The sequence below is a fragment of the Butyrivibrio proteoclasticus B316 genome (genome assembly GCF_000145035.1).
Lineage (GTDB): Bacteria > Bacillota > Clostridia > Lachnospirales > Lachnospiraceae > Butyrivibrio > Butyrivibrio proteoclasticus.
Map to the genome: position 1 here is coordinate 278,520 of NC_014387.1, position 22,413 is coordinate 300,932.

16 protein-coding genes, 5 tRNA genes and 3 rRNA genes are annotated in these 22,413 nt (G+C 43.0%); 21 read left to right on the top strand and 3 right to left on the bottom strand.

What is annotated here, in order from left to right; translation table 11 throughout:
* Positions 1–22: 22 nt before the first annotated feature.
* The 5 genes from BPR_RS01135 to BPR_RS01155 all read left to right on the top strand — a co-directional run bounded on the left by BPR_RS01135 (position 23) and on the right by BPR_RS01155 (position 4,184).
* A complete protein-coding gene (locus tag BPR_RS01135; protein WP_034475364.1) occupies positions 23–820 on the top strand; it encodes a hypothetical protein in 798 nt (265 codons plus the stop codon).
* Between the two features lie 177 nt (positions 821–997).
* A complete protein-coding gene (locus BPR_RS01140) occupies positions 998–1,801 on the top strand; it encodes an FRG domain-containing protein (RefSeq protein WP_013279626.1) in 804 nt (267 codons plus the stop codon).
* Between the two features lie 17 nt (positions 1,802–1,818).
* Entirely contained in the window at positions 1,819–2,478 is a 660-nt protein-coding gene (locus BPR_RS01145) for an NUDIX hydrolase (protein ID WP_013279627.1), read from the top strand.
* Between the two features lie 171 nt (positions 2,479–2,649).
* Positions 2,650–3,429, top strand: coding sequence for a DUF6033 family protein (locus tag BPR_RS01150; RefSeq protein ID WP_143754240.1), 780 nt, complete (start codon positions 2,650–2,652; stop codon positions 3,427–3,429).
* A 56-nt stretch (positions 3,430–3,485) separates the two neighbouring features.
* Complete coding sequence (locus BPR_RS01155; protein ID WP_013279629.1) at positions 3,486–4,184, top strand: LytR/AlgR family response regulator transcription factor; 699 nt, start codon at positions 3,486–3,488, stop codon at positions 4,182–4,184.
* Positions 4,185–4,248: 64 nt separating this feature from the next.
* On the opposite strand, the gene BPR_RS01160 is transcribed toward BPR_RS01155, so the two are convergent.
* Positions 4,249–4,337: transfer RNA gene (locus BPR_RS01160), tRNA-Ser, on the bottom strand.
* A 168-nt stretch (positions 4,338–4,505) separates the two neighbouring features.
* On the opposite strand from BPR_RS01160, the gene BPR_RS01165 reads away from it, so the two are divergent.
* The 15 genes from BPR_RS01165 (at position 4,506) to BPR_RS01235 (ending at position 17,947) form a co-directional block, all read left to right on the top strand.
* Positions 4,506–5,579: a 6-phosphofructokinase gene (locus BPR_RS01165; RefSeq protein ID WP_013279630.1), complete on the top strand. Its 1,074-nt coding sequence runs from the start codon at positions 4,506–4,508 to the stop codon at positions 5,577–5,579.
* Between the two features lie 117 nt (positions 5,580–5,696).
* On the top strand, positions 5,697–7,298 hold the full coding sequence (dnaX, locus tag BPR_RS01170) for a DNA polymerase III subunit gamma/tau (protein WP_013279631.1): 1,602 nt from the start codon (positions 5,697–5,699) through the stop codon (positions 7,296–7,298).
* A 36-nt stretch (positions 7,299–7,334) separates the two neighbouring features.
* On the top strand, positions 7,335–7,691 hold the full coding sequence (locus BPR_RS01175; RefSeq protein ID WP_013279632.1) for a YbaB/EbfC family nucleoid-associated protein: 357 nt from the start codon (positions 7,335–7,337) through the stop codon (positions 7,689–7,691).
* Entirely contained in the window at positions 7,691–8,290 is a 600-nt protein-coding gene (recR, locus tag BPR_RS01180; protein WP_013279633.1) for a recombination mediator RecR, read from the top strand. The genes BPR_RS01175 and recR overlap by 1 nt, the downstream gene beginning before the upstream one ends.
* A 24-nt stretch (positions 8,291–8,314) precedes the next feature.
* Positions 8,315–9,358 carry an aldose epimerase family protein gene (locus BPR_RS01185; RefSeq protein ID WP_013279634.1) on the top strand — a complete coding sequence of 348 codons (1,044 nt, stop codon included), beginning with the start codon at positions 8,315–8,317 and terminating at the stop codon, positions 9,356–9,358.
* 21 nt (positions 9,359–9,379) lie between these two features.
* Positions 9,380–10,603: a DUF5711 family protein gene (locus BPR_RS01190; RefSeq protein ID WP_013279635.1), complete on the top strand. Its 1,224-nt coding sequence runs from the start codon at positions 9,380–9,382 to the stop codon at positions 10,601–10,603.
* 304 nt (positions 10,604–10,907) lie between these two features.
* The gene (locus BPR_RS01195; protein WP_013279636.1) at positions 10,908–11,363 is read left to right on the top strand and encodes a CvpA family protein; all 456 of its coding nucleotides are present in this window, start codon (positions 10,908–10,910) and stop codon (positions 11,361–11,363) included.
* 323 nt (positions 11,364–11,686) lie between these two features.
* Positions 11,687–13,231, top strand: a 16S ribosomal RNA gene (locus BPR_RS01200).
* Between the two features lie 69 nt (positions 13,232–13,300).
* Positions 13,301–13,418 (top strand): 5S ribosomal RNA (gene rrf, locus BPR_RS01205).
* A gap of 5 nt (positions 13,419–13,423) precedes the next feature.
* A tRNA-Ala gene (locus BPR_RS01210) sits at positions 13,424–13,496 on the top strand.
* A gap of 214 nt (positions 13,497–13,710) precedes the next feature.
* Positions 13,711–16,571: ribosomal RNA gene (locus BPR_RS01215) — 23S ribosomal RNA — on the top strand.
* The 16S, 23S and 5S rRNA genes sit together here with 4 tRNA genes alongside, the layout of an rRNA operon.
* A gap of 114 nt (positions 16,572–16,685) precedes the next feature.
* A tRNA-Asn gene (locus tag BPR_RS01220) sits at positions 16,686–16,758 on the top strand.
* A 43-nt stretch (positions 16,759–16,801) separates the two neighbouring features.
* A tRNA-Glu gene (locus BPR_RS01225) sits at positions 16,802–16,873 on the top strand.
* Between the two features lie 13 nt (positions 16,874–16,886).
* Positions 16,887–16,957, top strand: a tRNA-Cys gene (locus BPR_RS01230).
* A gap of 81 nt (positions 16,958–17,038) precedes the next feature.
* Positions 17,039–17,947, top strand: a complete 909-nt coding sequence (locus BPR_RS01235) for a S1 RNA-binding domain-containing protein (RefSeq protein WP_013279637.1) — start codon at positions 17,039–17,041, stop codon at positions 17,945–17,947.
* Positions 17,948–18,032: 85 nt separating this feature from the next.
* Here the strand turns inward: BPR_RS01235 and gnpA are convergent, their stop codons facing one another.
* Together gnpA and BPR_RS01245 are read right to left on the bottom strand one after the other, a co-directional pair.
* Positions 18,033–20,195, bottom strand: coding sequence for a 1,3-beta-galactosyl-N-acetylhexosamine phosphorylase (gnpA, locus tag BPR_RS01240; protein ID WP_013279638.1), 2,163 nt, complete (start codon positions 20,193–20,195; stop codon positions 18,033–18,035).
* Positions 20,196–20,212: 17 nt separating this feature from the next.
* On the bottom strand, positions 20,213–21,262 hold the full coding sequence (locus BPR_RS01245; RefSeq protein WP_013279639.1) for a glycoside hydrolase family 88/105 protein: 1,050 nt from the start codon (positions 21,260–21,262) through the stop codon (positions 20,213–20,215).
* 176 nt (positions 21,263–21,438) lie between these two features.
* On the opposite strand from BPR_RS01245, the gene BPR_RS01250 reads away from it, so the two are divergent.
* Positions 21,439–22,401, top strand: a complete 963-nt coding sequence (locus BPR_RS01250; RefSeq protein ID WP_013279640.1) for an AraC family transcriptional regulator — start codon at positions 21,439–21,441, stop codon at positions 22,399–22,401.
* Positions 22,402–22,413 lie beyond the last annotated feature (12 nt).

The following is a 22,413-nucleotide window of genomic DNA, read 5'->3' on the forward strand; positions in this document are numbered from 1 at the left end:
CCCACATAATAGGAGGAATATTATGAAGAAGACATTAGCAGTAGTATTGACAATGGGTCTTGCACTTGCATTCGTTGGATGCGGCAAGCAGGAAGTAACAGAAGTTGCTGAAACAGCTACTGAGGCAGTTAGTGCAGTAGAAGAGGCAGCAACTGTAGCAGAGTCTGTAGCAGCAGAAGTAACAGAAGTTGCAGAGACAGCAGACGATGCTAAGTCAGAAGGCGTTATGACATACGCTGAGTACGCAGCAGCTGAGCTTGATTCAGAAGTTGTAGTTGAGACTTATGTACAGGCTAAGCAGTCATGGTGGGAAGATAAGGCTACATTCTATACACAGGATCAGGATGGCGCTTACTTCATTTATGAGATGGCTTGCTCACAGGAAGATTATGACAAGCTTGTTCCAGGAACAAAGATCAAGGTTACAGGTGTTAAGTCTGAGTGGTCTGGTGAAGTTGAGATCGTAGATGCAACTTACGAGATCGAGGATGGTAACTTTGTAGCAACAGCTAAGGATGCTACAGACCTTCTTGGCAAGGATGAGCTCATCGACCTTCAGAACCAGCTTGTTTCTTTCTCAGATATGACAGTTGAGGCAGTTGCATTCAAGAATGAGCAGCCTGGTGATGATATCTACGTTACACTTTCAAAAGATGGTGCTAACTATGAGTTCTGCCTTGAGTACTATCTCAATGGTTCGGACGAGAAGTTCTACAACCTCGTAAGCGGACTTGAGGCTGGCCAGACAGTAGATGTAGAGGGATTCCTTTACTGGTATGAGGGAGCTAACCCACACCTTACAAACGTTACAGTAAAATAATAAAAAAACCAATTATTTAACCGACTATAGACTAGGGGCGCAGCTTTATGGCTGCGCCTCATTTAGTTTGCCTGCATATTATTGGTATTTGCGGCAGGTATTTGATAAGCACTTCCCCTAAAGTGTATAATTGAGTTAATAAGAGTAATACGGAATACTAATTGAAAGGGGCCGGGCATGATAAAAGAAGTACATATTGATACTTTAGAAGAACTTTTGCCGCTTCTTACAGAGCAGGAATACAGAGCGGATCTGGACAGAAACAGGAGCCCATATATTTACAGAGGAATGTCTGATTCCTCTTTTACCATGTATACAAGTCTTAGCAGGAATTGTAAGAGCAGGCAGAACCACCTGGAGCCTGCTATTCTGGAGAACTTCGCCAAATATGCGATAAATGACGAGCCTTCAATTGGTTCATCTGTATGGAGGCAGATGATACTGGGACAGCACTATGGTCTTCCTACAAGACTTCTGGACTGGACACAGTCTGCACTTGTCGGACTTAATTTTGCCATGACAGAGGAAAATCTGGAAGAAATGGATAAGCATGACTGTATGGTCTGGCGAATAAATATGTCAGAGATGGTCGAGCTTCTTCCAAACAATTATAAATATGCCGTCTATGACAAGCATTCCACTATTTTTACTGTAGATATGTTAAAAGAGCTTACAGGAAACAGTTTAAAGCAGTATGACAGAGACATGGGCAATTCTGCAATGGTTATAATAGAACCCCCATCTCTTAATCAGAGAATCATCAATCAGCATTCATTTTTTGCTGTTGTTCCAATGGGAATAGAAGATATAGAAGGCTTCCTTGATAAGAATACCAAGGATACTGTTAAATATGTTATTGATAAGAACCTGCGCTGGAGAGTAAGGGATATGCTGGATCAGCTTAACATGAGCGAGAGAATAGTATACCCCGGGCTTGAAGGACTCTCCAAGTGGATAGCAAGGCACTACTACGTTAAGTAAGACCAAAGGAGAATGTGATGACTGGACCAATTATTACCAAAGATAAGGTAGAAACCATACTTGATAAGAAATTTATCCGTGTTTTTGATCTGCAATATGAGGAGGGCAAGCATTATTTTGATGCGACAAGACGTCCTTTGGATAATATAGTTGCTACCAAGACAGAAGAGGAATTTAAAACAATGCTGCCTGACGCAGTCAGTTGTGTGGTTATTGTTGAACTTCCGGGCAAAGAGCCGCAGCTTCTTTTATCCTATGAGTACAGATATCCTACAGGAAGATTTCTTTTGAGTGTTCCGGCAGGCCTTATGGATCCTGAGGATAGGGATGAAGAAAACCCTATAGCAACAACTGCCATAAGAGAGATTCACGAAGAAACAGGAATTGTTGTGGATACCAAAAGAGACAGTGTATCAGTTATAAATCCGCTTCTTTTCAGCACACCCGGAATGACTGATGAGAGCAATGCACTGGCACTTGTGATACTTCACCTAGATAACCTTGATGAAATGAATCAAAAGGGCGGTGTAGGTTCAGAGTGTTTTGACGGCTTTTCTCTAATTGATAAAGAAAAGGCAAGAGAGCTTCTTAAAAAAGGCGTTGATGACAAGGGGCATTTTTATTCTGTATATACCTGGTCAGCACTAATGTACTTTGTTTCTGATATGTGGAAATGATATGACTAGCCAAAAGGGATTTTTTTCTCTTTTGGCTATTTTTTTCTAAAGAAATAATGAAGGTTTTCCGATAAATAGATTAGAGAAATAGTATAGTCTAATCTTTTTTGACATAAATATTATTGTAGCAGGGAAGCGGTCAAGGAACAGCCTTGAGAAATGGAGGGAACCATGAGTAATATTTCTGAAATAGCAGCGAATTCTGGCGCATTAGAAGCTATAAAAAATTCCGGGGTAAAAGAAAATAGCGGTGTTAAATCCGGCAACTATGGCAAGACCATTGGAAAGGCTCAGCTTAGCGAAGCTGGTGCCAAATACTATGAAGAACTTAAAAAGAAGTATTCAAATATGGATTTTGTTCTTGTCAGTAAAGATATGAAGGAACATGCCAAGCAGAATGCGGCTTCTTATGGAAATGCCAATAAAATGGTTGTTCTCATAGATGAGGAAAAGATCGAGAGAATGGCCACGGATGAGAACTTCAGAGCCAAGTATGAAGGGCTTATTTCAAGAGCTCAGTCACAGATGCCAGCGCTTAAATCACTTGCTCAGCAGCAGGGCAATGTTAAATCGATCGGAATGCAGGTCAATGACAACGGAACAGCATCTTTCTTTGCCGTTATGCAGAAATCGTCACAGAGCATGACAGAGAAGCTGGCCGCTAAGAGAGAAGCCAAAAAGAAAGCAGAGAAAGCGGCTGAAAAGAAAGCGGAAAAGAAAGAGCAGCATGAAGAACAGCTGCAGAAAATAAAAGATAAGTCTTCCGATGGCACAAACAAAGTAAAGAACTGGGAAGATATTGAAAACGATGATGATGTAGAAATCATCATGGCAAGTTCTGTAGAAGAATTAAAATCCAAGATTGAGGCTTATAACTATAATATGAGAGCCAATAATATACAGGCGCCTGAAGAAAAGTTAGTCGGACAAAGCATTGACTTTAGGGGATAGTCAACTGATAATTGAAATATAAGTGTAAGTTTGTATGACTTTTCGTTGGGGGTATTATGTACAAAATTGCCATTTGTGATGATGAGAAGAGCTCTGCTGCTGAGGCAGCAGGGCTTTTAGATAAGTATAAGGCAGCTCATCCCAGAGTGGAGATGAGTGTCGATATCTTTTATACTTCTTTAGATCTTTTAGATGCCATAGAGAAGAATTCCTATGACGTCTATCTTTTGGATATTTACATAGACAAACTAAACGGAATAGAAATTGCTGAGTCCATTCGAGGCAAGGATGAGAATGGCCATATTATCTTTATGACTTCTTCAAATGCATTTTATAAAGAGGCCTTCAGGATTCACGCTGTTCACTATCTTGAAAAGCCCATACTTGAAGAAGATTTTTTTGACGCCATGGACAGAGTATGCCAGGAGCAGGAGACCAGATTTTTGGTAGTCAGAGAAAGCGGAGTAGTCAGCAGAATACCTGTTGAGGACATCATGTACATAGAGTCAGAAGACCATTACAAGAGGATTGTGACAGTGGAAAAGAGCTATTTTGTGCGAAGCACAATGCAGGCACTAATGGCAGATCTGGTAGAGCCGTATTTTCATGCCCTTGGGACCAAGACTATAATAAATCTGAAAAAAGTACTCAAGATAAATAAGGATATATTGTCGATGGAGGATGGAATGGAGTTCTCAGTTCCGAGAGGAACCTACAGACAGTTAAGTGACCTTATTCTTACTTATAATTTCTGATAACGATGAAAAATACTATTGGATGGAATTTGCAGGAATAAACTGAAAAATTAAAACTGAAAAACGGAGTTGAGGGGATTTGAACCCCTGCGCCGGACTAGCCGACCTACCGGATTTCGAATCCGGACCCTTCAACCACTTGGGTACAACTCCAAAATACAAATGATAAAGCGCCTGGACTAAGCTCCAAAGCGCTTTTTATTATACTTTTTTAATGATTGACAGTCAACCGTGTAACTTGGCATGGACATAATAATTTTGTATAATTGTTAGTAGTATGTGCGTTTACAATTGAGCTTTTTCAAAGGAGGCCTTTTCACAATGATGAGAATCGGTATGTTGACTAGTGGTGGTGACTGTCAGGCTTTGAATGCGGCAATGCGCGGCGTTGTTAAGTGTATTGCGCACAGTGGTGAGCAGGTTGAGTTCTATGGCTTTTTAAACGGTTATAAGGGACTTATTTACAGCGATTTCAGAATGCTCACATCCAAGGATTTTTCGGGAATCCTGACCAAGGGTGGAACTATTCTTGGCAGCTCCAGAACTCCTTTTAAGACAATCAGAGAACCTGATGAGAATGGTCTGGATAAGGTTGAGGCAATGAAGCAGAACTATTACAAGCTTCAGCTTGACTGTCTGGTTGTTCTTGGGGGCAATGGTTCTCAGAAAACGGCTAATTTGTTGAGCGAAGAGGGACTCAATGTAGTATCTTTACCCAAGACTATAGACAATGATCTCTGGGGAACTGACATGACATTTGGATTCCAGAGCGCGGTTGATGTGGCAACGCAGGTTATTGATAATATCCACACGACAGCTGATTCTCACGGCCGTGTATTTATTATAGAAGTAATGGGACATAAGGTTGGATGGCTGACACTTAACGCAGGACTTGCGGGAGGTGCCGACGTTATCCTGATTCCTGAGATCCCTTATGATATTGACAAGATTTGCGAGGCTATAGAGGCAAGAGACAAGAGAGGCAGCCGATTTACTATAATTGCTGTGGCTGAGGGTGCGATATCCAAGAAGGATGCCAAGCTTTCCAAGAAAGAGTACAAGGAGAAGATGGCAGATTACAAGTACCCTTCTGTTTCTTATGAAATAGCTGAGAAGATACAGAATAAGACAGGACATGAGGTTCGTGTCACTGTGCCCGGACATATGCAGAGAGGTGGAGCACCTGATCCATACGACAGAGTGTTTGCTTCACGTCTTGGTGCGGAGGCTGGCCAGCTTATTCTCAACAAGGAATATGGCTATATGGTTGCTTACAAGAACAGAGAAATCGTCAAGGTTCCTCTTTCAGATATTGCAGGCAAACTTAAATATGTTTCTCCGGATGCCAGCATTATTCAGGAAGCCAAGATGCTTGGAGTATGCTTCGGGGATTAATGATCATAATATGAAAAAAGTTATGGCATGAGGCCACTTTAATGGCCTGCGTGCAGGGCATTGAAATCTTATGCAGATACTTATGCATAAGAGAAATGCTGCGGGAGTTTAGTTTTAATGGGTTATGTAGCACTATACAGAAAATTCAGACCACCGGTTTTTGAAGATGTCAAAGGCCAGGATCACATAGTTACCACACTCAAGAATCAGATCAAATCGGATAGAGTTGGACATGCTTACCTGTTCTGCGGAACTCGCGGAACAGGTAAGACTTCTGTTGCCAAAATTCTTGCAAGGGCAGTTAACTGCGAGAACCCTGTGGATGGAAGTCCATGTGGACAGTGTGAGATGTGTAGGGAAATAGCTGCGGGCAACAGCATGAATGTTATCGAGATTGATGCTGCTTCCAACAACGGTGTGGATAATGTCAGAGAAATCATCGACGAAGTTTCTTATTCACCTACCAAGGGTAAAAAGAAAGTTTATATTATCGACGAGGTTCACATGCTCTCGACAGGCGCTTTTAATGCGCTTCTTAAGACGTTGGAAGAGCCACCGTCTTATGTAATGTTTATTTTGGCTACGACTGAAGTTCAGAAGCTGCCTATTACTATTTTGTCCAGATGTCAGAGATATGATTTTCACAGGATCACAATTGATACTATCGAGGCAAGACTTAGAGAAGTAGTAGATGCAGAAGGCATCAAGGTAGAGGACAGAGCTCTCAGATATGTTGCCAAGACAGCTGACGGATCCATGAGAGATTCGCTTAGTCTCCTGGATCAGTGCATTGCCTTTAATTATGGGGAAGAACTTACCTACGACAAGGTGCTTAATGTGCTTGGCGCGGTAGATACAGAAGTTTTCAGCAGGCTCTTTTCGGCGCTATATACACAGGATATTAACGGAGCACTTACTCTTTTGGCTGATATTGTCATTCAGGGACGAGAGCTGTCGCAGTTTGTTAATGACTTTGTATGGTATCTGCGAAATCTGATGCTTGTGCAAGCCTCTGATCAGATGGAAGATGTTATAGATATTTCCTCTGATAATCTGGTAGCACTCAAAGAGCAGGCGAGCACTGCGGATATCGACACTATTCTGAGATACATCAGAGTTTTTTCCGAATTGTCTTCGCAGATAAGATATGCTTCTCAGAAGCGTATACTCATAGAGATAACACTTATTAAACTGTGCAAGCCGCAGATGGAAGACAGTGAGGGAGCGTTTGAGGATAGGATCAGGATCCTTGAGCAGCATGACGAGGAAAATGGCCGACTATTAAAGGGTATACAGTCAGGGCAGGTAGCTGTTTCTGTAGCGGGTGGAGCAGCTGCTGCGCAGCAGCTGGGAACACCAAGAGAAAAGAAAGTGCTGGACAGGGCAGTTCCGGAGGATATACAGAAGGTTGTCAGCAACTGGCCCGGACTTCTCATGAGAATGGATAATCCGATGAAGATATATCTTCAAAAGGCAAGACTTAGTCTGGGTAATGATGATACTCTTCAGATTGTGCTTGAGAACAGACAGATCGCTGATAAGTATTCCAAGGGAGAATCCAAGGAAGAATTGCAGGACTTTCTGGACAATGCTACAGGTAAACATGTAGAATTTGAAACAAGATATCTTGAACCTACACAGGTTTTTGAGGAAAACTATGTTAACCTTCAGGCTATAAACTTTGATATAGTAACTGAGGATGACATTGAAACGGAGTAATTCGTAATCTTATATTTTTAGAAGGAGAAAGAAACAATGGCAAAAAGAGGTGGATTTCCAGGTGGAGGAATGCCTGGCAATATGAGTAATTTAATGAAGCAGGCGCAGAGAATGCAGCGTCAGATGGAGGAGAGCCAGAAAGAGCTCGAGACCAAAGAGTTTACAGCTAAAGCCGGTGGCGGTGCTGTAGAAGTAACAGTATTTGGTAACAAATCACTTAAATCTGTGACTATTTCACCGGAAGCAGTAGATCCTGATGATGTAGAAATGCTTCAGGATATGATAGTTGCAGCAGTTAATGAGGCAATGAAGCAGGCTGATGAAGCCAGCGGAGCGCTTGTTAACAAGATGACAGGCGGCCTTGGTGGTCTTGGCGGAGGATTTCCTTTCTAATGGAGCTTTACAGCGGACATATCAATAAGCTGATAGATGAGTTATCTTCTCTCCCGGGAATTGGGGGTAAATCCGCGCAGAGACTGGCTTTTTATCTGATCGGACTTCCCAAGGACAGAGTGCATAAGCTTGCAGATTCAATTGTTAATGCAAGAGAAAATGTTCATTATTGCAAGGAGTGCTGTACCCTTACTGATGATGATATCTGTCCAATATGTAGTAATCCCGGCAGAGATCATAAGACTATTATGGTTGTAGAAAATGCAAGAGATTTAGCAGCATATGAGAAGACTGGTAAATTCGAAGGCGTTTATCATGTATTGCATGGGGCTATTTCCCCGATGCTTGGCGTAGGCCCGGGTGACATTAGGCTGGCAGAGCTGATGCAGAGATTACAGACTCATGAGGTAGAAGAGGTTATAGTTGCTACCAATTCCAGCCTTGAAGGTGAGACTACTGCAATGTATATCAGCAAGCTTATCAAACCGACAGGTATTAAAGTCACCAGGATTGCCAGTGGAGTTCCGGTTGGAGGAGATCTCGAGTATATAGATGAGGTCACTCTTTTAAGAGCGTTGGAAGGTAGAACCGAGTTATAAGATAATAACCAGGAGGGATATGAAATGGCAGTGACTAAAGAGTTGTTTGGGAAGACACAAAAAGGGGAAGAAATTTACGCTTATCACATTGCTAACAGCAAGGGCGTAGAGACTGTTATCCTCAATTACGGATGTACCATTAAAAATGTTTTTGTTCCTACAAAAGATGGCAAGAAAGTAGACGTTGTTCTTGGTTATGATACAGCAGAAGCTTATTTTGACAATGACTGCTTCCTTGGAGCAACAGTTGGCCCTACAGCTAACAGAATTGCTTGTGCAAGATATTCTATAGATGGCAAAGAGTTTAAGCTTCCTGTCAATGATGGCCCTAATAACCTTCATACAGATATGGAGATTGGTTTCCACAAGCGCATTTGGGATGCTAAAGAGGGTGATAACTGCGTAGAGTTCACTCTCAAAGCTGCTGATGGCGATATGGGATTTTCCGGAAACAGAGTATTTACTCTTACATATACTCTCGATGAGGACAATAATCTTGAACTTCACTATCATGCAACAAGTGATGCCAAGACACTTATTAACATGACTAACCATGTTTACTTCAATCTTGGAGGACATAATTCAGGAAGTATCCTTGATCATGAGCTTACATTAAATGCTTCCAGATTTACACCTGTAATTGACAGAGCAGCTATTCCTACAGGCGAACTTGCGGAAGTGGCAGGAACTGTTTTTGATTTTACTAACGCCAAAGAAATCGGGCAGGATATTAATGCAGATGTAGAGCAGCTTCAGTGTGTTGGCGGATATGATCATAATTTCTGCGTAGACGGAGAAGAAGGCGTGCTTAGACAGGCAGCATTTGCTAAATCACCTAAGAGTGGAATTACACTTAAGTGCCTCACAACTCTTCCGGGAATTCAGCTTTATGTTGGTAACTTCCTTAAGAGCAAGGTTGGAAAAGAGAATACTGAGTACAAGCCAAGAGATGGTTTCTGCCTTGAGACACAGTTTTATCCTAACTCTGTTAATCAGAAAGGCTTCCCGGATCCAATTTTTGGACCAGACAGAGAATATGATTGCGTGACTGTATATCAGTTTAATTGATAGTGTAAATGGAGAATAGAATTGGCAGAAGTCAGGGATTTTAGTTCATATGCCAGAAAAAAGAATAATGACAGTACGCCAGGATCTTCAGGGGTAGATACTTCTTATAAAGAGAAAATCCGTAGCCATAAGCTCAAGGTGTTTTTTAGAACTATTGCTATTGCAGCGATAGTTCTTTTAACTGTAATTGTGGTGTATGTGAGCTGGAGAGACAGGGAGTATTCTGAGGCGGAAATATCGCTTGATGCTACAATCAGTAACAGTGCGGATTCCAAGGTGATAAGCCTTGGAGGCAATATCGTCCAGTACAGTAAAGATGGTGTCAGCTGTTATAGCTCTACAGGACAGCCTGTGTGGAACCAGACCTACGAAATGCAGAATCCTATCGCACATACTTGTAATTCAGTAATTGCTATAGGCGATTATAACGGCCATAACATTTATGTCAGTAACACAAATGGCGCAATGGGGGTAGTTGACACTAATTTGCCGATCAGGGATTTTTGTGTTTCTTCTCAGGGCGTTGTAGCTGCTGTGCTTGATGGAACGGATGTGACCTGGATTTATCTTTATGACTCGGAAGGAAATACCCTAGCGAACTTTAAGACTACCATGAAGGATAGCGGGTATCCGATAAGTATAAGCTTATCGCCTAATGCGGAGCTTTTGTGTGTATCATATCTGTATCCTGAAGAAGGGGCACTCAAGACAAGCGTTGCATTTTTTAACTTTGGATCAGTCGGACAGAACTCTATCGATAACTATGCCAGCGGATATGATTATCCGGGAGTTGTAGTTCCTTATGTTCAATTTATTAATGGTAATACTGCTTTCGCTCTGTCAGATGACAGGATAATGTTTTATGCGGGAGATCAGAAACCTGTCAGTAAGTCAGAAAGCCTTATGGGTGATGAGCAGGTAAGGGCTGTATATTATAATGACAGTTATGTTGGACTTGTGTTCATGAACGGAACCGAAGATGGAGATTACAGGCTGCAGGTTTATAATGGGCAGGGAGACCTGATACTCACAACATATTTTGATATTGCATATTCTGACATTATTTTTAATGATAAGCAGATAATCATTTATAACGAAGATGAATGCGTGATCAAAGATATGTCAGGGCATGATAAATATGTTGGCTCGTTTGATGAGCCTGTTAAGGTTATGATTCCTACGAACATTAGGAGCAGGTTTACCCTTGTTACATCCAAGAATGTTGCGACAATGAATTTGAAGTGATGTTGTCATGCGTAGAGATAAAGAACTTTAAGCAATCAAATGATGATAAAGTAATATATGCATTGATGGGCTTGGATATAACCAAACTGATTTAAAGATTTTTTTTGAATGATTAAATAAGAAGTATGAATAATGACAAATGATTGTAATTGCGCCGGTAAGATATTATTGGCGCAATTATTTCTTATGATATAGGATAGTTCACCGTATTATTTTGTATTTCTCATGTTAAACTCTTTTATGGATATGATTTATGCAAAATCAATAAATTGGATGATGAAGCTTTATTGTTGGAGGAAAGATTGTGGGATTTGATGTTTCACAAATAGTCATGACGGTTGTGGTTATCTGTCTGATACTGTGGAGAATGTCTTATGGCATAAATAACGGCCTGTTTGCTGAAGCGGCTGGACTGATTGCTGTCATTGCATCTTTTGTGGCGGTATACTATTCGATCAATATAGTAGAGAATGTACTGACGGTTAATCTTGGAAAGATTATTCCCAAGATAGGATATCTGGTGGTGGCCTTTGTAGTATATAAGATCATGGTTGCTATATCGGATGCCTTCAGAAAAATAAAAAATATTCCGATAGTTGGAAGAGTAGATGGCGCACTTGGTGCGATCCTTGGAATTGCAGAAGCCTTCTTGATTATAGCTCTGATCCAGTATGCTACAAATATCGAAATAGTAACCCCTGTCTTAACGACATGTTATAAGATTGTATTACTAATTAGGAAAAGTTTTATAAACAATTGAAAAAAGTAGTTGCATTTATAAAATCGCTTTGCTATAATAGCTCTTGCCCGTTGCGGAAGGGCAGCTACTTACTGAGATAGAGGCTTTGACCCGGTAGTTGATTTCCACGAAAAGGGCAAAAGAAATTTAAAAAAGTTGTTGACAAGAACTTGAAGCTGTGTTATTCTAAATGAGTTGCGGCTGAGAGCTACAACAACAAAGTTCCTTGACAAATAAACAGTAATGCAACCCTGAAAAATTCCAAGAGAATTATTCAGAACAAAGAATTAGTAAATAACGGACAGAACAAAAGCCAAGCTTAGTTCTAGCCTGATCAAACTTTTAAACGTGAGAGTTCGATCCTGGCTCAGGATGAACGCTGGCGGCGTGCCTAACACATGCAAGTCGAACGGAGATATAACGCTGCAGAGACTTCGGTCAAAGCTTGTTGTATCTTAGTGGCGGACGGGTGAGTAACGCGTGGGCAACCTGCCTCATACTGGGGGATAACAGTTGGAAACGGCTGTTAATACCGCATAAGCGCACAGAGTCGCATGACTCAGTGTGAAAAACTCCGGTGGTATGAGATGGGCCCGCGTCAGATTAGCCAGTTGGCGGGGTAACGGCCCACCAAAGCAACGATCTGTAGCCGGACTGAGAGGTCGGACGGCCACATTGGGACTGAGACACGGCCCAAACTCCTACGGGAGGCAGCAGTGGGGGATATTGCACAATGGAGGAAACTCTGATGCAGCGACGCCGCGTGAGTGAAGAAGTATTTCGGTATGTAAAGCTCTATCAGCAGGGAAGAAAGGCTCGAAAGAGAGATGACGGTACCTGACTAAGAAGCCCCGGCTAACTACGTGCCAGCAGCCGCGGTAATACGTAGGGGGCAAGCGTTATCCGGATTTACTGGGTGTAAAGGGAGCGCAGACGGTCAAGCAAGTCTGAAGTGAAACCCCACGGCTCAACCGTGGGCTTGCTTTGGAAACTGTTTGACTAGAGTACTGGAGAGGTAAGCGGAATTCCTAGTGTAGCGGTGAAATGCGTAGATATTAGGAGGAACATCGGTGGCGAAGGCGGCTTACTGGACAGCAACTGACGTTGAGGCTCGAAGGCGTGGGGAGCAAACAGGATTAGATACCCTGGTAGTCCACGCGGTAAACGATGAATACTAGGTGTTGGGTGCCATAGGCATTCAGTGCCGTCGCTAACGCAGTAAGTATTCCACCTGGGGAGTACGTTCGCAAGAATGAAACTCAAAGGAATTGACGGGGACCCGCACAAGCGGTGGAGCATGTGGTTTAATTCGAAGCAACGCGAAGAACCTTACCAGATCTTGAGATCCAGATGAATAAGTGGTAATGCATTTAGTCCTTCGGGACATCTGAGACAGGTGGTGCATGGTTGTCGTCAGCTCGTGTCGTGAGATGTTGGGTTAAGTCCCGCAACGAGCGCAACCCTTGTCCATAGTAGCCAGCAGTAAGATGGGCACTCTATGGAGACTGCCAGGGATAACCTGGAGGAAGGTGGGGATGACGTCAAATCATCATGCCCCTTATGATCTGGGCCACACACGTGCTACAATGTCGTAACAAAGGGAAGCGAAGGAGCGATCCGGAGCAAATCTCAAAAATAACGACCCAGTTCGGACTGTAGGCTGCAACCCGCCTGCACGAAGCTGGAATCGCTAGTAATCGCAGATCAGCATGCTGCGGTGAATACGTTCCCGGGTCTTGTACACACCGCCCGTCACACCATGGGAGTCGGAAATGCCCGAAGCCGGTGACTTAACCGTAAGGAGAGAGCCGTCGAAGGCAGGTCGGATAACTGGGGTGAAGTCGTAACAAGGTAGCCGTAGGAGAACCTGCGGCTGGATCACCTCCTTTCTAAGGAAAAGAGAAGGAATGAAGTAGGGAGTTGTATTACTGTTTAGATGCCGAGGGCATCGAAATATTTCTGGTGGTGATGCGTTTAGGGGTAACACCCGTTCCCATCCCGAACACGACGGTTAAGACCTAAACGGCCGAAAGTACTATACTGGCAACGGTATGGGAGGATAGGTGACTGCCAGATTAAATGGGGGTGTAGCTCAGTTGGGAGAGCACCTGCCTTGCAAGCAGGGGGTCAAGAGTTCGAATCTCTCCATCTCCATTCAACCCGATAAAAACTTATCAGGTTGTGTTTGTACCTTGAAAACCGAATACTGAGAAATATTTTAATCCAGATATAATCTACGATTAAAAGACATCGAAAATCCAAAACAAGAAAAAATAAATCATTCTTATGAGTAACGCTATACATCATAAGAAATGAGAACTAAGATTATCGAGAGATAATGGACAGTTCCTATAAGCTGACTGAAAATGGTTAAGCTATATAGGGCGCAGGGCGGATGCCTTGGCACCAAGAGCCGATGAAAGACGTGATAAGCTGCGAAAAGCTGCGGTTAGATGCAAATAATCCTTGATCCGCAGATATCTGAATGGGGCAACCCGGCAGAGAAGACCTCTGTCATCCTTAACTGAATCCATAGGTTAAGGAAGGGAACCCGGTGAACTGAAACATCTAAGTAGCCGGAGGAAGAGAAAACAAAAGTGATTCCGTAAGTAGCGGCGAGCGAACGCGGAAGAGCCCAAACCAGGGAGCTTGCTTCCTGGGGTTAGGACTGTATAATCGATGGAGACTGCTAGAAGAATGGCATGGAAAGGCCAGCCAGAGAGAGTGAAAGCCTCGTATCCGAAAGCGGTCGAAGCGAGACAGTATCCAGAGTAGGACGAGACACGTGAAACCTTGTCTGAACACGCGGGGACCACCCCGTAAGGCTAAATACTACTTGGTGACCGATAGTGAAACAGTACCGTGAGGGAAAGGTGAAAAGAACCCCGGGAGGGGAGTGAAAGAGAACCTGAAACCCTGTGCCTGCAAGCTGCGAAAGCCCCATACGAGGGTGATCGCGTACTTTTTGTAGAACGGTCCGGCGAGTTATGTGGAGAGGCGAGGTTAAGTACTTAAGGTAAATAGCCGAAGGGAGACCGAGTCTGAATAGGGCGACAAGTCACTTCACATAGACCCGAAACCGGGTGATCTATCCATGGACAGGATGAAGCGGCCGTAAAAGGCTGTGGAGGTCCGAACACACATCCGTTGAAAAGGGTGGTGATGAGCTGTGGATAGGGGAGAAATTCCAATCGAACTCGGAGATAGCTGGTTCTCCCCGAAATAGCTTTAGGGCTAGCCCTGTAGCATGCCTAATGGAGGTAGAGCACTGAATATCCGCGGGGGCTTCACCGCTTACCAAAGATTATCAAACTCCGAATGCCATATAGGCTGAGCGCAGGAGTCAGACTACACGAGATAAGTTGGGTAGTCAAAAGGGAAAGAGCCCAGATCTACGGCTAAGGTCCCAAAGTGCGTGTTAAGTGGAAAAGGATGTGGGATTTCATAGACAGCTAGGATGTTGGCTCAGAAGCAGCCACACATTCAAAGAGTGCGTAATAGCTCACTAGCCGAGAGGTCCTGCGCCGAAAATTACCGGGGCTGAAACACGACACCGAAGCCTAGGGATTGTATGTATCTACGGGTACATGTGATCGGTAGGGGAGCATTCTGTACTGCATAGAAACTGTACCGAAAGGAGCAGCGGAGTGTATAGAAGAGAGAATGCCGGAATGAGTAGCGAGATGGAGGTGAGAATCCTCCAGGCCGAATATCCAAGGATTCCAGGGTAAAGCTGATCTGCCCTGGGGAAGTCGGGACCTAAGCTGAGGCCGAAGAGGCGTAGGCGATGGACAGCAGGTTGATATTCCTGCACTTATGTATATCAGAACTGTGGGGACGCAGGCAAAAGGGTCGAGCCGGGGAAGGAAGAACCGGTCCCGCAAGGGGGAACGAAAATAAGTAGAGAAGCGACAGATATGACTGCCAAGAAAAGCCACTATAGCGTATACATAACCCGTACCGTAAACCGACACAGGTGGATGAGGAGAGAATCCTAAGGCCGACGGGAGAAGCATTGTTAAGGAACTCGGCAAAATGTCCCCGTAACTTCGGGATAAGGGGAGCCTGAGAAATCAGGCCGCAGAGAAGAGGCTCAAGCAACTGTTTAGCAAAAACACAGGTCTATGCGAAACCGAAAGGTGAGGTATATGGGCTGACGCCTGCCCGGTGCTGGAAGGTTAAGAGGAGAGGTTAGAGCAATCGAAGCTTTGAATTTAAGCCCCAGTAAACGGCGGCCGTAACTATAACGGTCCTAAGGTAGCGAAATTCCTTGTCGGGTAAGTTCCGACCCGCACGAAAGGCGTAATGATTTGAGCACTGTCTCGGCAATGCACCCGGTGAAATTGAAGTACCAGTGAAGATGCTGGTTACCCGCGCCAGGACGGAAAGACCCCATGGAGCTTTACTCCAGGTTGATACTGGGGTCCGGTACCATATGTACAGGATAGGTGGGAGACTTTGAAGTAGTGACGTCAGTTGCTGCGGAGTCGCTGTTGGGATACCACCCTTATGATGCTGGGCTTCTAACCAAGGATCTTGAAACAGGTCCGGGGACAATGTCTGCCGGGGAGTTTGACTGGGGCGGTCGCCTCCGAAAGGGTATCGGAGGCGCTCAAAGGTTCCTTCAGAATGGACGGAAACCATTCGAAGAGTGTAAAGGCATAAGGGAGCCTGACTGTGACACCGACGGGTGGAACAGATACGAAAGTAGGACTTAGTGATCCGGTGGTATGAAAGTGGGATTGCCATCGCTCAACGGATAAAAGCTACCCTGGGGATAACAGGCTTATCACTCCCAAGAGTTCACATCGACGGAGTGGTTTGGCACCTCGATGTCGGCTCATCGCATCCTGGGGCTGTAGCAGGTCCCAAGGGTTGGGCTGTTCGCCCATTAAAGCGGTACGCGAGCTGGGTTCAGAACGTCGTGAGACAGTTCGGTCCCTATCCGGCGCGGGCGTAGGATATCTGAGAGGAGCTGTCCTTAGTACGAGAGGACCGGGATGGACGGACCGCTGGTGTATCAGCTGCATCGCCAGATGCATAAGGCTGGGTAGCCACGTCCGGAAGGGATAAACGCTGAAGGCATCTAAGCGTGAAGCCCCCCTCAAGATGAGATATCCCTGCTTCGGCAGTAAGACCCCTTAGAGAGTATGAGGTTAGATAGGCACAAGGTGTAAGCATGGTAACGTGTTCAGCTGATGTGTACTAATAGGTCGAGGGCTTATCCAAAGAAGGTTAGGAACAAAAGAGGTTAGGATTTAGATTATCAGTGTTCGGTTTTGAAGGTACAAAAAAAAGAAACACATGCATCGCATGTGTTTTGTGTTATAATAGTACCTGTATTCCTCAATAGCTCAGTCGGTAGAGCATTCGGCTGTTAACCGAAGTGTCGTAGGTTCGAGTCCTACTTGGGGAGCTTAGTTTTGAAGACCGTTACTCAATGCGAAATGGTCTGATGCGGCTCCGTGGTCAAGCGGTCAAGACATCGCCCTTTCACGGCGGTAACACGAGTTCGATTCTCGTCGGAGTCATTTAATTAAATATGGTGACATAGCCAAGTGGTAAGGCGTGGGTCTGCAACACCCTGATCGACGGTTCAAATCCGCCTGTCACCTCTAATAAAGCTTATGGATTAATCCATAAGCTTTTTGTTATAATCAAAAAGGTGTTTAATAAAATGTTGGGAGGTAATTAACATGCCGGAAGAGACAATGAATGATTTCAAGGATGAAATTGACAGATCCTTTAGAAAGGTTAAGGAAGGGGATATTCTTGAAGGAACAGTAATAGATGTTTCTGATACTGAGATCACACTTGATCTCAAATACTATACTCAGGGGATTATCAGGGTAGAGGACATGAGCGATGATCCCAAATTTTCTGTTCATAGAGATGTACATGTAGGGGATGAGGTTTCAGCAACAGTCATAAGCACTGATGATGGTAATGGCAACATTCTCTTGTCCAAAAAGGAAGCTAATCAGGTATTATCCTGGGATAAAATTAATGAATTAAAAGAGGCTGATTCATATATTGATGTTAAGGTTTCAGAGGCTGTTAAGGCAGGCTGTGTTGCGTTTTTAGAGGGAATCAGAGGCTTTATCCCTGCTTCTAAACTTGATCTTCAATTTGTAGAGGAGGAAGATCTTCCAAACTATGTCGGCAAATCTTTAAAGGTTAAGATAATCACAGCGGACAAGGAAGCTAATAAGCTTGTATTGTCAGCAAGAGAGTATCTCAAAGAGCAGGCTGATGCCAGAAGAGCTGAGATGATATCTAATGTTGAAGTTGGCCTAGTTACAGAAGGAGTTGTAGAGAGCCTTCAGAATTATGGAGCATTTGTTAATCTGGGTAATGGTATGACAGGACTTGTCCACATTTCTCAGATCTGCAATCAGAGAATTGCGCATCCTTCATCTGTTCTTAAGGTTGGACAGAAGGTTAAGGTCAAGGTTACAGCCATTAAAGATGGCAAGTTAAGCCTTAGCATGAAAGCACTTGAAGAAATTGCAGCCACTGAAATTACAGAAGAGAAGATCGAATATGAAAGTGATGGAGAAGCAACAACATCAATGGCAGATCTTCTGAGGAAAGCTGGATTTTAATTAAATTAGAGCATAAGAAAAGAGCGGTTTGTTTTTATTTTGGGAGGAAAACACCGCTCTTTTTCTATGGAATATAGGAAATGAGTTAAAGCTGTTTAATAACTGTATCGAATGGTTCGATATCTTCAAATTTGTATACTCCAGATTCGGTTTTAACAGATGTACTCTGTTTGGAATCGGAATTGTTAATCACTATGAGCTTACGTGATGATGCAAAGTAAGCACATTCAGTATTAGCGTTATCTGTAGTATAGTTCTCATCCATAGGAAGACCTGCTGCATATAGAATGATGTTAAATAGAAGTCTGTTGTTTATAGGAGTAGTTTCAAAGGTTGATAGATAAATACCTTTTCCCTTTCCAAAGTCATTAACAGTAAATACAGGATCTCCATCTTTTTCAAGGATTACCTTGGCTTTACCGTCTGTGAGATGAACACGGCATCTCTTAGGAATATAGGCACCCTCAGGAATCAGCTTATCTATTGTTGTGAGCTCATAGCTCCATTTACCGTGACATATCTTATCAACAGTATTCTTGTCGACACCAAGAATATTAGCTAATCTGAAAGCTGTATCATACCCCTCAATTGCTGATGGTTCGTTAACACCGATAAATGTACCACCTTCAAATACCCATTTTGACAGAATCTCTTCCAAAATTGGATTATTCCAGTTGTCTCCGCCACTCCAAGCTGTTCCGGCAGCGCCTGCATTTATGATGATCTTATACTTGGATAGATCAATTTTAACAGCATCTTCAAAGCTTATATAATCTACATCAACAGGAAGTCCGGACAGGGCTTCGTTAATGTGGATAAGATCATTCATGTATGTTTCATGGAAATGTCCGCTTAGAGTCCAACTGCGAAGTTTGCCCCAGCTGTGAAGTACAGCTACCTTAGCGCCAATAGTCGAAGGAGACCCTTCGGTATGAAGATCTCTTATAGTCCTGAATTCATTGGATATTTTCTCTATATATTCAACAAAGTCAGGATAGTTTTCAACAAGATGAAGATATCCGCCAAGACCTATTCTATCAATTTTGGTTCTCAGAAGAGCTCGCCTTGTGTGGTTCCAGTATTCCTTGGCATCACGGGTAGGATCTCCACCTGGAGCAAATGTAGGTAGACCACCAAGACCTACAGGGAACAGATAAGGATGCAATCTGATCTCGTGAGTTTCAATATCGGCACCTCCGCAGAGACGTACCTCATATCCTGAAAAAACACATTTTATAAGACCGTCGAAATCAAAATCTTTGAATCTTGAACTGTAAGGCTCAACGCCTACCCAGCTATCGTCATAGAAAACATAAGCCTTTTTGCCATAATTATGAACAATATCTACAAGCTTACGACCATAAGATATGACAAAAGAGTTGACGAAATCCATATAGTCGCGCTGTGTTTTAACCGGAGGCATATGTGTTACATGAAGAGATCCCTTGTTGATAAAATCTTCTGCAGTTAATTTATATCCATATTTTTCTGCAAAAGAATCAAGCATCTTAGGACTTACAGTGAAGTCATAAGAACCCCAGTCAGTGAATAGATTTCTATTTCTTTCGCTGCTTCCCCAGATCCATACAAAGTTATAGAACATAGATGTGAATCTGACAACAGTAGTAGCTGGATGTGATTCACACCAGTCAGTAAGCCATTTTGTCATGTATTCCTGTGTTTCATGATGAACTGGATCGATTGGCATAAGATGCTCTTTATCCCAGTTGTTGGTGGTGTGATTGTACATGGAAATCTCTTCCCAAATACGATATGCAAGGAAGCTTACAGTATATCTATGCCAGGGGATAACATTGTTGACTGTTACATTTCCGGCTTCTTTTTCATAGGTCCAGAAATTGCTGCTGATCTCGCGACCAGTTGTACGGTCAAATACCTGCCAGTATTTCATTGAATCAGCTGAATCATTAACCTTGAACTGCTGATCAAAAAAGTCATCGAGAAGATGGAAGGTAAGAAAACCGTCATCTGCTGTTTTGGGCTGAGTCATAAGAAAAGTCTGCTGAAGTTTGTCAGGATTCTTTTTGGCCCATTCATTGTGATCTCTGATGATACAAATTGTAGAATATATTCCGTAGCCTGAATTTAAGATTTCGTCTGATAAGACAGTACCGTCGCTATCTCTGATAACATCGGCACCCCATCTCTCTGCTAATTCAAGCGTTAATTTCTCATAACCTGATTCACCCGGAAGAGTGAATCCTCCTTTACTGTTTATAACACCCATATTAACCCCCAAAGCTATTAAAGCGCACCATCGCTTCTGATTTTGTCATAGTTGATAATTCCTGCGAGGTAAGCAAGAGCAAGGCCTTGTCCCCAACCCTGGATCCAATCTCTTGAAATGCCGCGATAGCCTTCTCTATCCTTCATGACTGCAGTTCCTCCTGAAACATTGAGAACTCTGCCATCAGCAGATATGTTAGCAAGAATGCCTTTGGTGGCTTTATCAATATACTTGATATGAAGAGGGTTGCCCTTGTTGATCATGGCTGCAGCTATTCCGCAGCTTGCAGATACTTCTTCATAAGATTCTTCGTCGTCGAGAATTGTTCTGAATAGGCCATTTTCTGTCTGAAGGAGCTTGATGGAAGCAAGCTGTTCATTGAGAGAGCCAACAATATCAAGGAACTTAGGGTACAGATAGCATTCCGGAAGAACTCTTCCTACTTCTGACATTGTATATGCAGCCCATGCATTAGCTCTTCCCCAATAGAATCCGGACATATGGTCACCTGTAATATTGTTGTAGCCATGATAGAACAATCCGGATGCAGGATCCTGAAGGTATTTGATATGCCAATAATACTGATTGAGTGCGTCATCGATCAGCTTCTCATCTTTGAGAAGAACACCGGCTCTTAACAGGAAAAATGCTGCCATGAAAAGAGTATCGGCCCAACACTGTTCAGGAAAATCATTATTAACAGAAACGGTATGCTGAAGAACATTGTCCCCAAATCTCAGAGCATCGTTCTCAAGATAATCAATTTTGCTCTTGGCGATATCAAGATACTTCTCATCACCTGAATATTCGTATAATGTAAGCATGGCGTGTCCCATTGCACAGGTGTTGACTGTCCATGAAGGAAGTCCAAGCTCGATATACTCATCAATACGCTCTTTGAGCATTTCGATATATTCCTTTTTGCCGGTTGCAAGATATGCCTCGCAGACACCGTAATAAGCGACACCGCCTGGCCAGTCCCAGGTAAGATCCATGCGCATAGTGCGTTTTACAATGGAATCTATCGCATTTTCAACTTCTTTTTTGTCATATGTTAAATTTGCCATGCCTTGTTACTCCTTGAATGCCACCTTATATGGTCATTTTGAGTAAATTTTAAAAGTACGTGGTCGAAATGTCTATTCATCTAAATAAAAATACTGTGCAATTTCAACTATTTGACTTAGTATAATGTATTAGGTAAAATAAACGCATTCGCGATAAATATTTTGGGGGAATAATTATGGCAAAACCAAAAAAGACAGTTATAGAATACAGAAATTACGAGCTCCCTTTAAACTTCCCGGTACTGCTTCTGACAGGAGATCGCTGGCATATTTCTGATGTTAAGTCAGGTAAGCTGCATTTCCATAATTGCCTTGAAATCGGCATTTGTCATTCAGACAGCGGAATCATCGAATTTGATAATACTCCTTATCCGTTCAAGGCTGGGGATATTACCTTTATTTCCAGAAATGTTCCACATACTACATATAGTAATAAGGGAGAAGCGAGTCTCTGGTCATATATTTTCATACAACCGGATGAACTGCTAAAGGGCGTGTACTCTGATTCTTCACCATATGCGGAAGTGTTCGCTGATATGTTGCAGAATTTTCAGCTTATTCTTAATAAAGAGGATTACCCTGAAATATACTTTATTATCAGAACAGCAATGGATGAACTGCAGAACAAGAGAATCAATTATCAGCTCTCGGTTAAGGGACTTATGCTATCTCTTTTTATGAAGGTTATGAGAGTTTATTCTGAAAACAAGGGCAAAAAGCTGGATGATAAGGACGCTCATGAGAACGCAATTGTGATTTCTCCGGCCCTTGATTATATCAAAGAGAACTATATGATGAACTTTCCTATGGAGGAACTTGCAGATTTGTGCCATTTGAGCCAAACCCACTTCAGGCGTGTATTCCATGAGATCATGAACACCAGCCCTCTTAACTATCTGAACACAACGAGAATACTGCAGTCCTGCATTCTGCTGCGAACAACTGAAGAGTCGATCCTGTCTATATCTGAGCAGGTTGGATTCAGGTCTGTGTCCAGCTATAACAGACATTTTTCTGAAATAATGGGAACACAGCCTAGTGAGTGGAGACATAAGATGGCAAGGGTGGATAGCGCATCAATACTGGAGTATACAGGCTGGATGCAGGCGCAGACCCTTACTGAGAGCAGAGATAAATAAAAAACATTACTA

Coding starts and splice junctions, on each gene's coding strand:
- BPR_RS01135 (WP_034475364.1), top strand. CDS start 23: ATGAAGAAGACATTAGCAGTAGTATTGACAATGGGTCTTGCACTTGCA.
- BPR_RS01140 (WP_013279626.1), top strand. CDS start 998: ATGATAAAAGAAGTACATATTGATACTTTAGAAGAACTTTTGCCGCTT.
- BPR_RS01145 (WP_013279627.1), top strand. CDS start 1,819: ATGACTGGACCAATTATTACCAAAGATAAGGTAGAAACCATACTTGAT.
- BPR_RS01150 (WP_143754240.1), top strand. CDS start 2,650: ATGAGTAATATTTCTGAAATAGCAGCGAATTCTGGCGCATTAGAAGCT.
- BPR_RS01155 (WP_013279629.1), top strand. CDS start 3,486: ATGTACAAAATTGCCATTTGTGATGATGAGAAGAGCTCTGCTGCTGAG.
- BPR_RS01165 (WP_013279630.1), top strand. CDS start 4,506: ATGATGAGAATCGGTATGTTGACTAGTGGTGGTGACTGTCAGGCTTTG.
- dnaX (WP_013279631.1), top strand. CDS start 5,697: ATGGGTTATGTAGCACTATACAGAAAATTCAGACCACCGGTTTTTGAA.
- BPR_RS01175 (WP_013279632.1), top strand. CDS start 7,335: ATGGCAAAAAGAGGTGGATTTCCAGGTGGAGGAATGCCTGGCAATATG.
- recR (WP_013279633.1), top strand. CDS start 7,691: ATGGAGCTTTACAGCGGACATATCAATAAGCTGATAGATGAGTTATCT.
- BPR_RS01185 (WP_013279634.1), top strand. CDS start 8,315: ATGGCAGTGACTAAAGAGTTGTTTGGGAAGACACAAAAAGGGGAAGAA.
- BPR_RS01235 (WP_013279637.1), top strand. CDS start 17,039: ATGCCGGAAGAGACAATGAATGATTTCAAGGATGAAATTGACAGATCC.
- gnpA (WP_013279638.1), bottom strand. CDS start 20,195: ATGGGTGTTATAAACAGTAAAGGAGGATTCACTCTTCCGGGTGAATCA.
- BPR_RS01245 (WP_013279639.1), bottom strand. CDS start 21,262: ATGGCAAATTTAACATATGACAAAAAAGAAGTTGAAAATGCGATAGAT.
- BPR_RS01250 (WP_013279640.1), top strand. CDS start 21,439: ATGGCAAAACCAAAAAAGACAGTTATAGAATACAGAAATTACGAGCTC.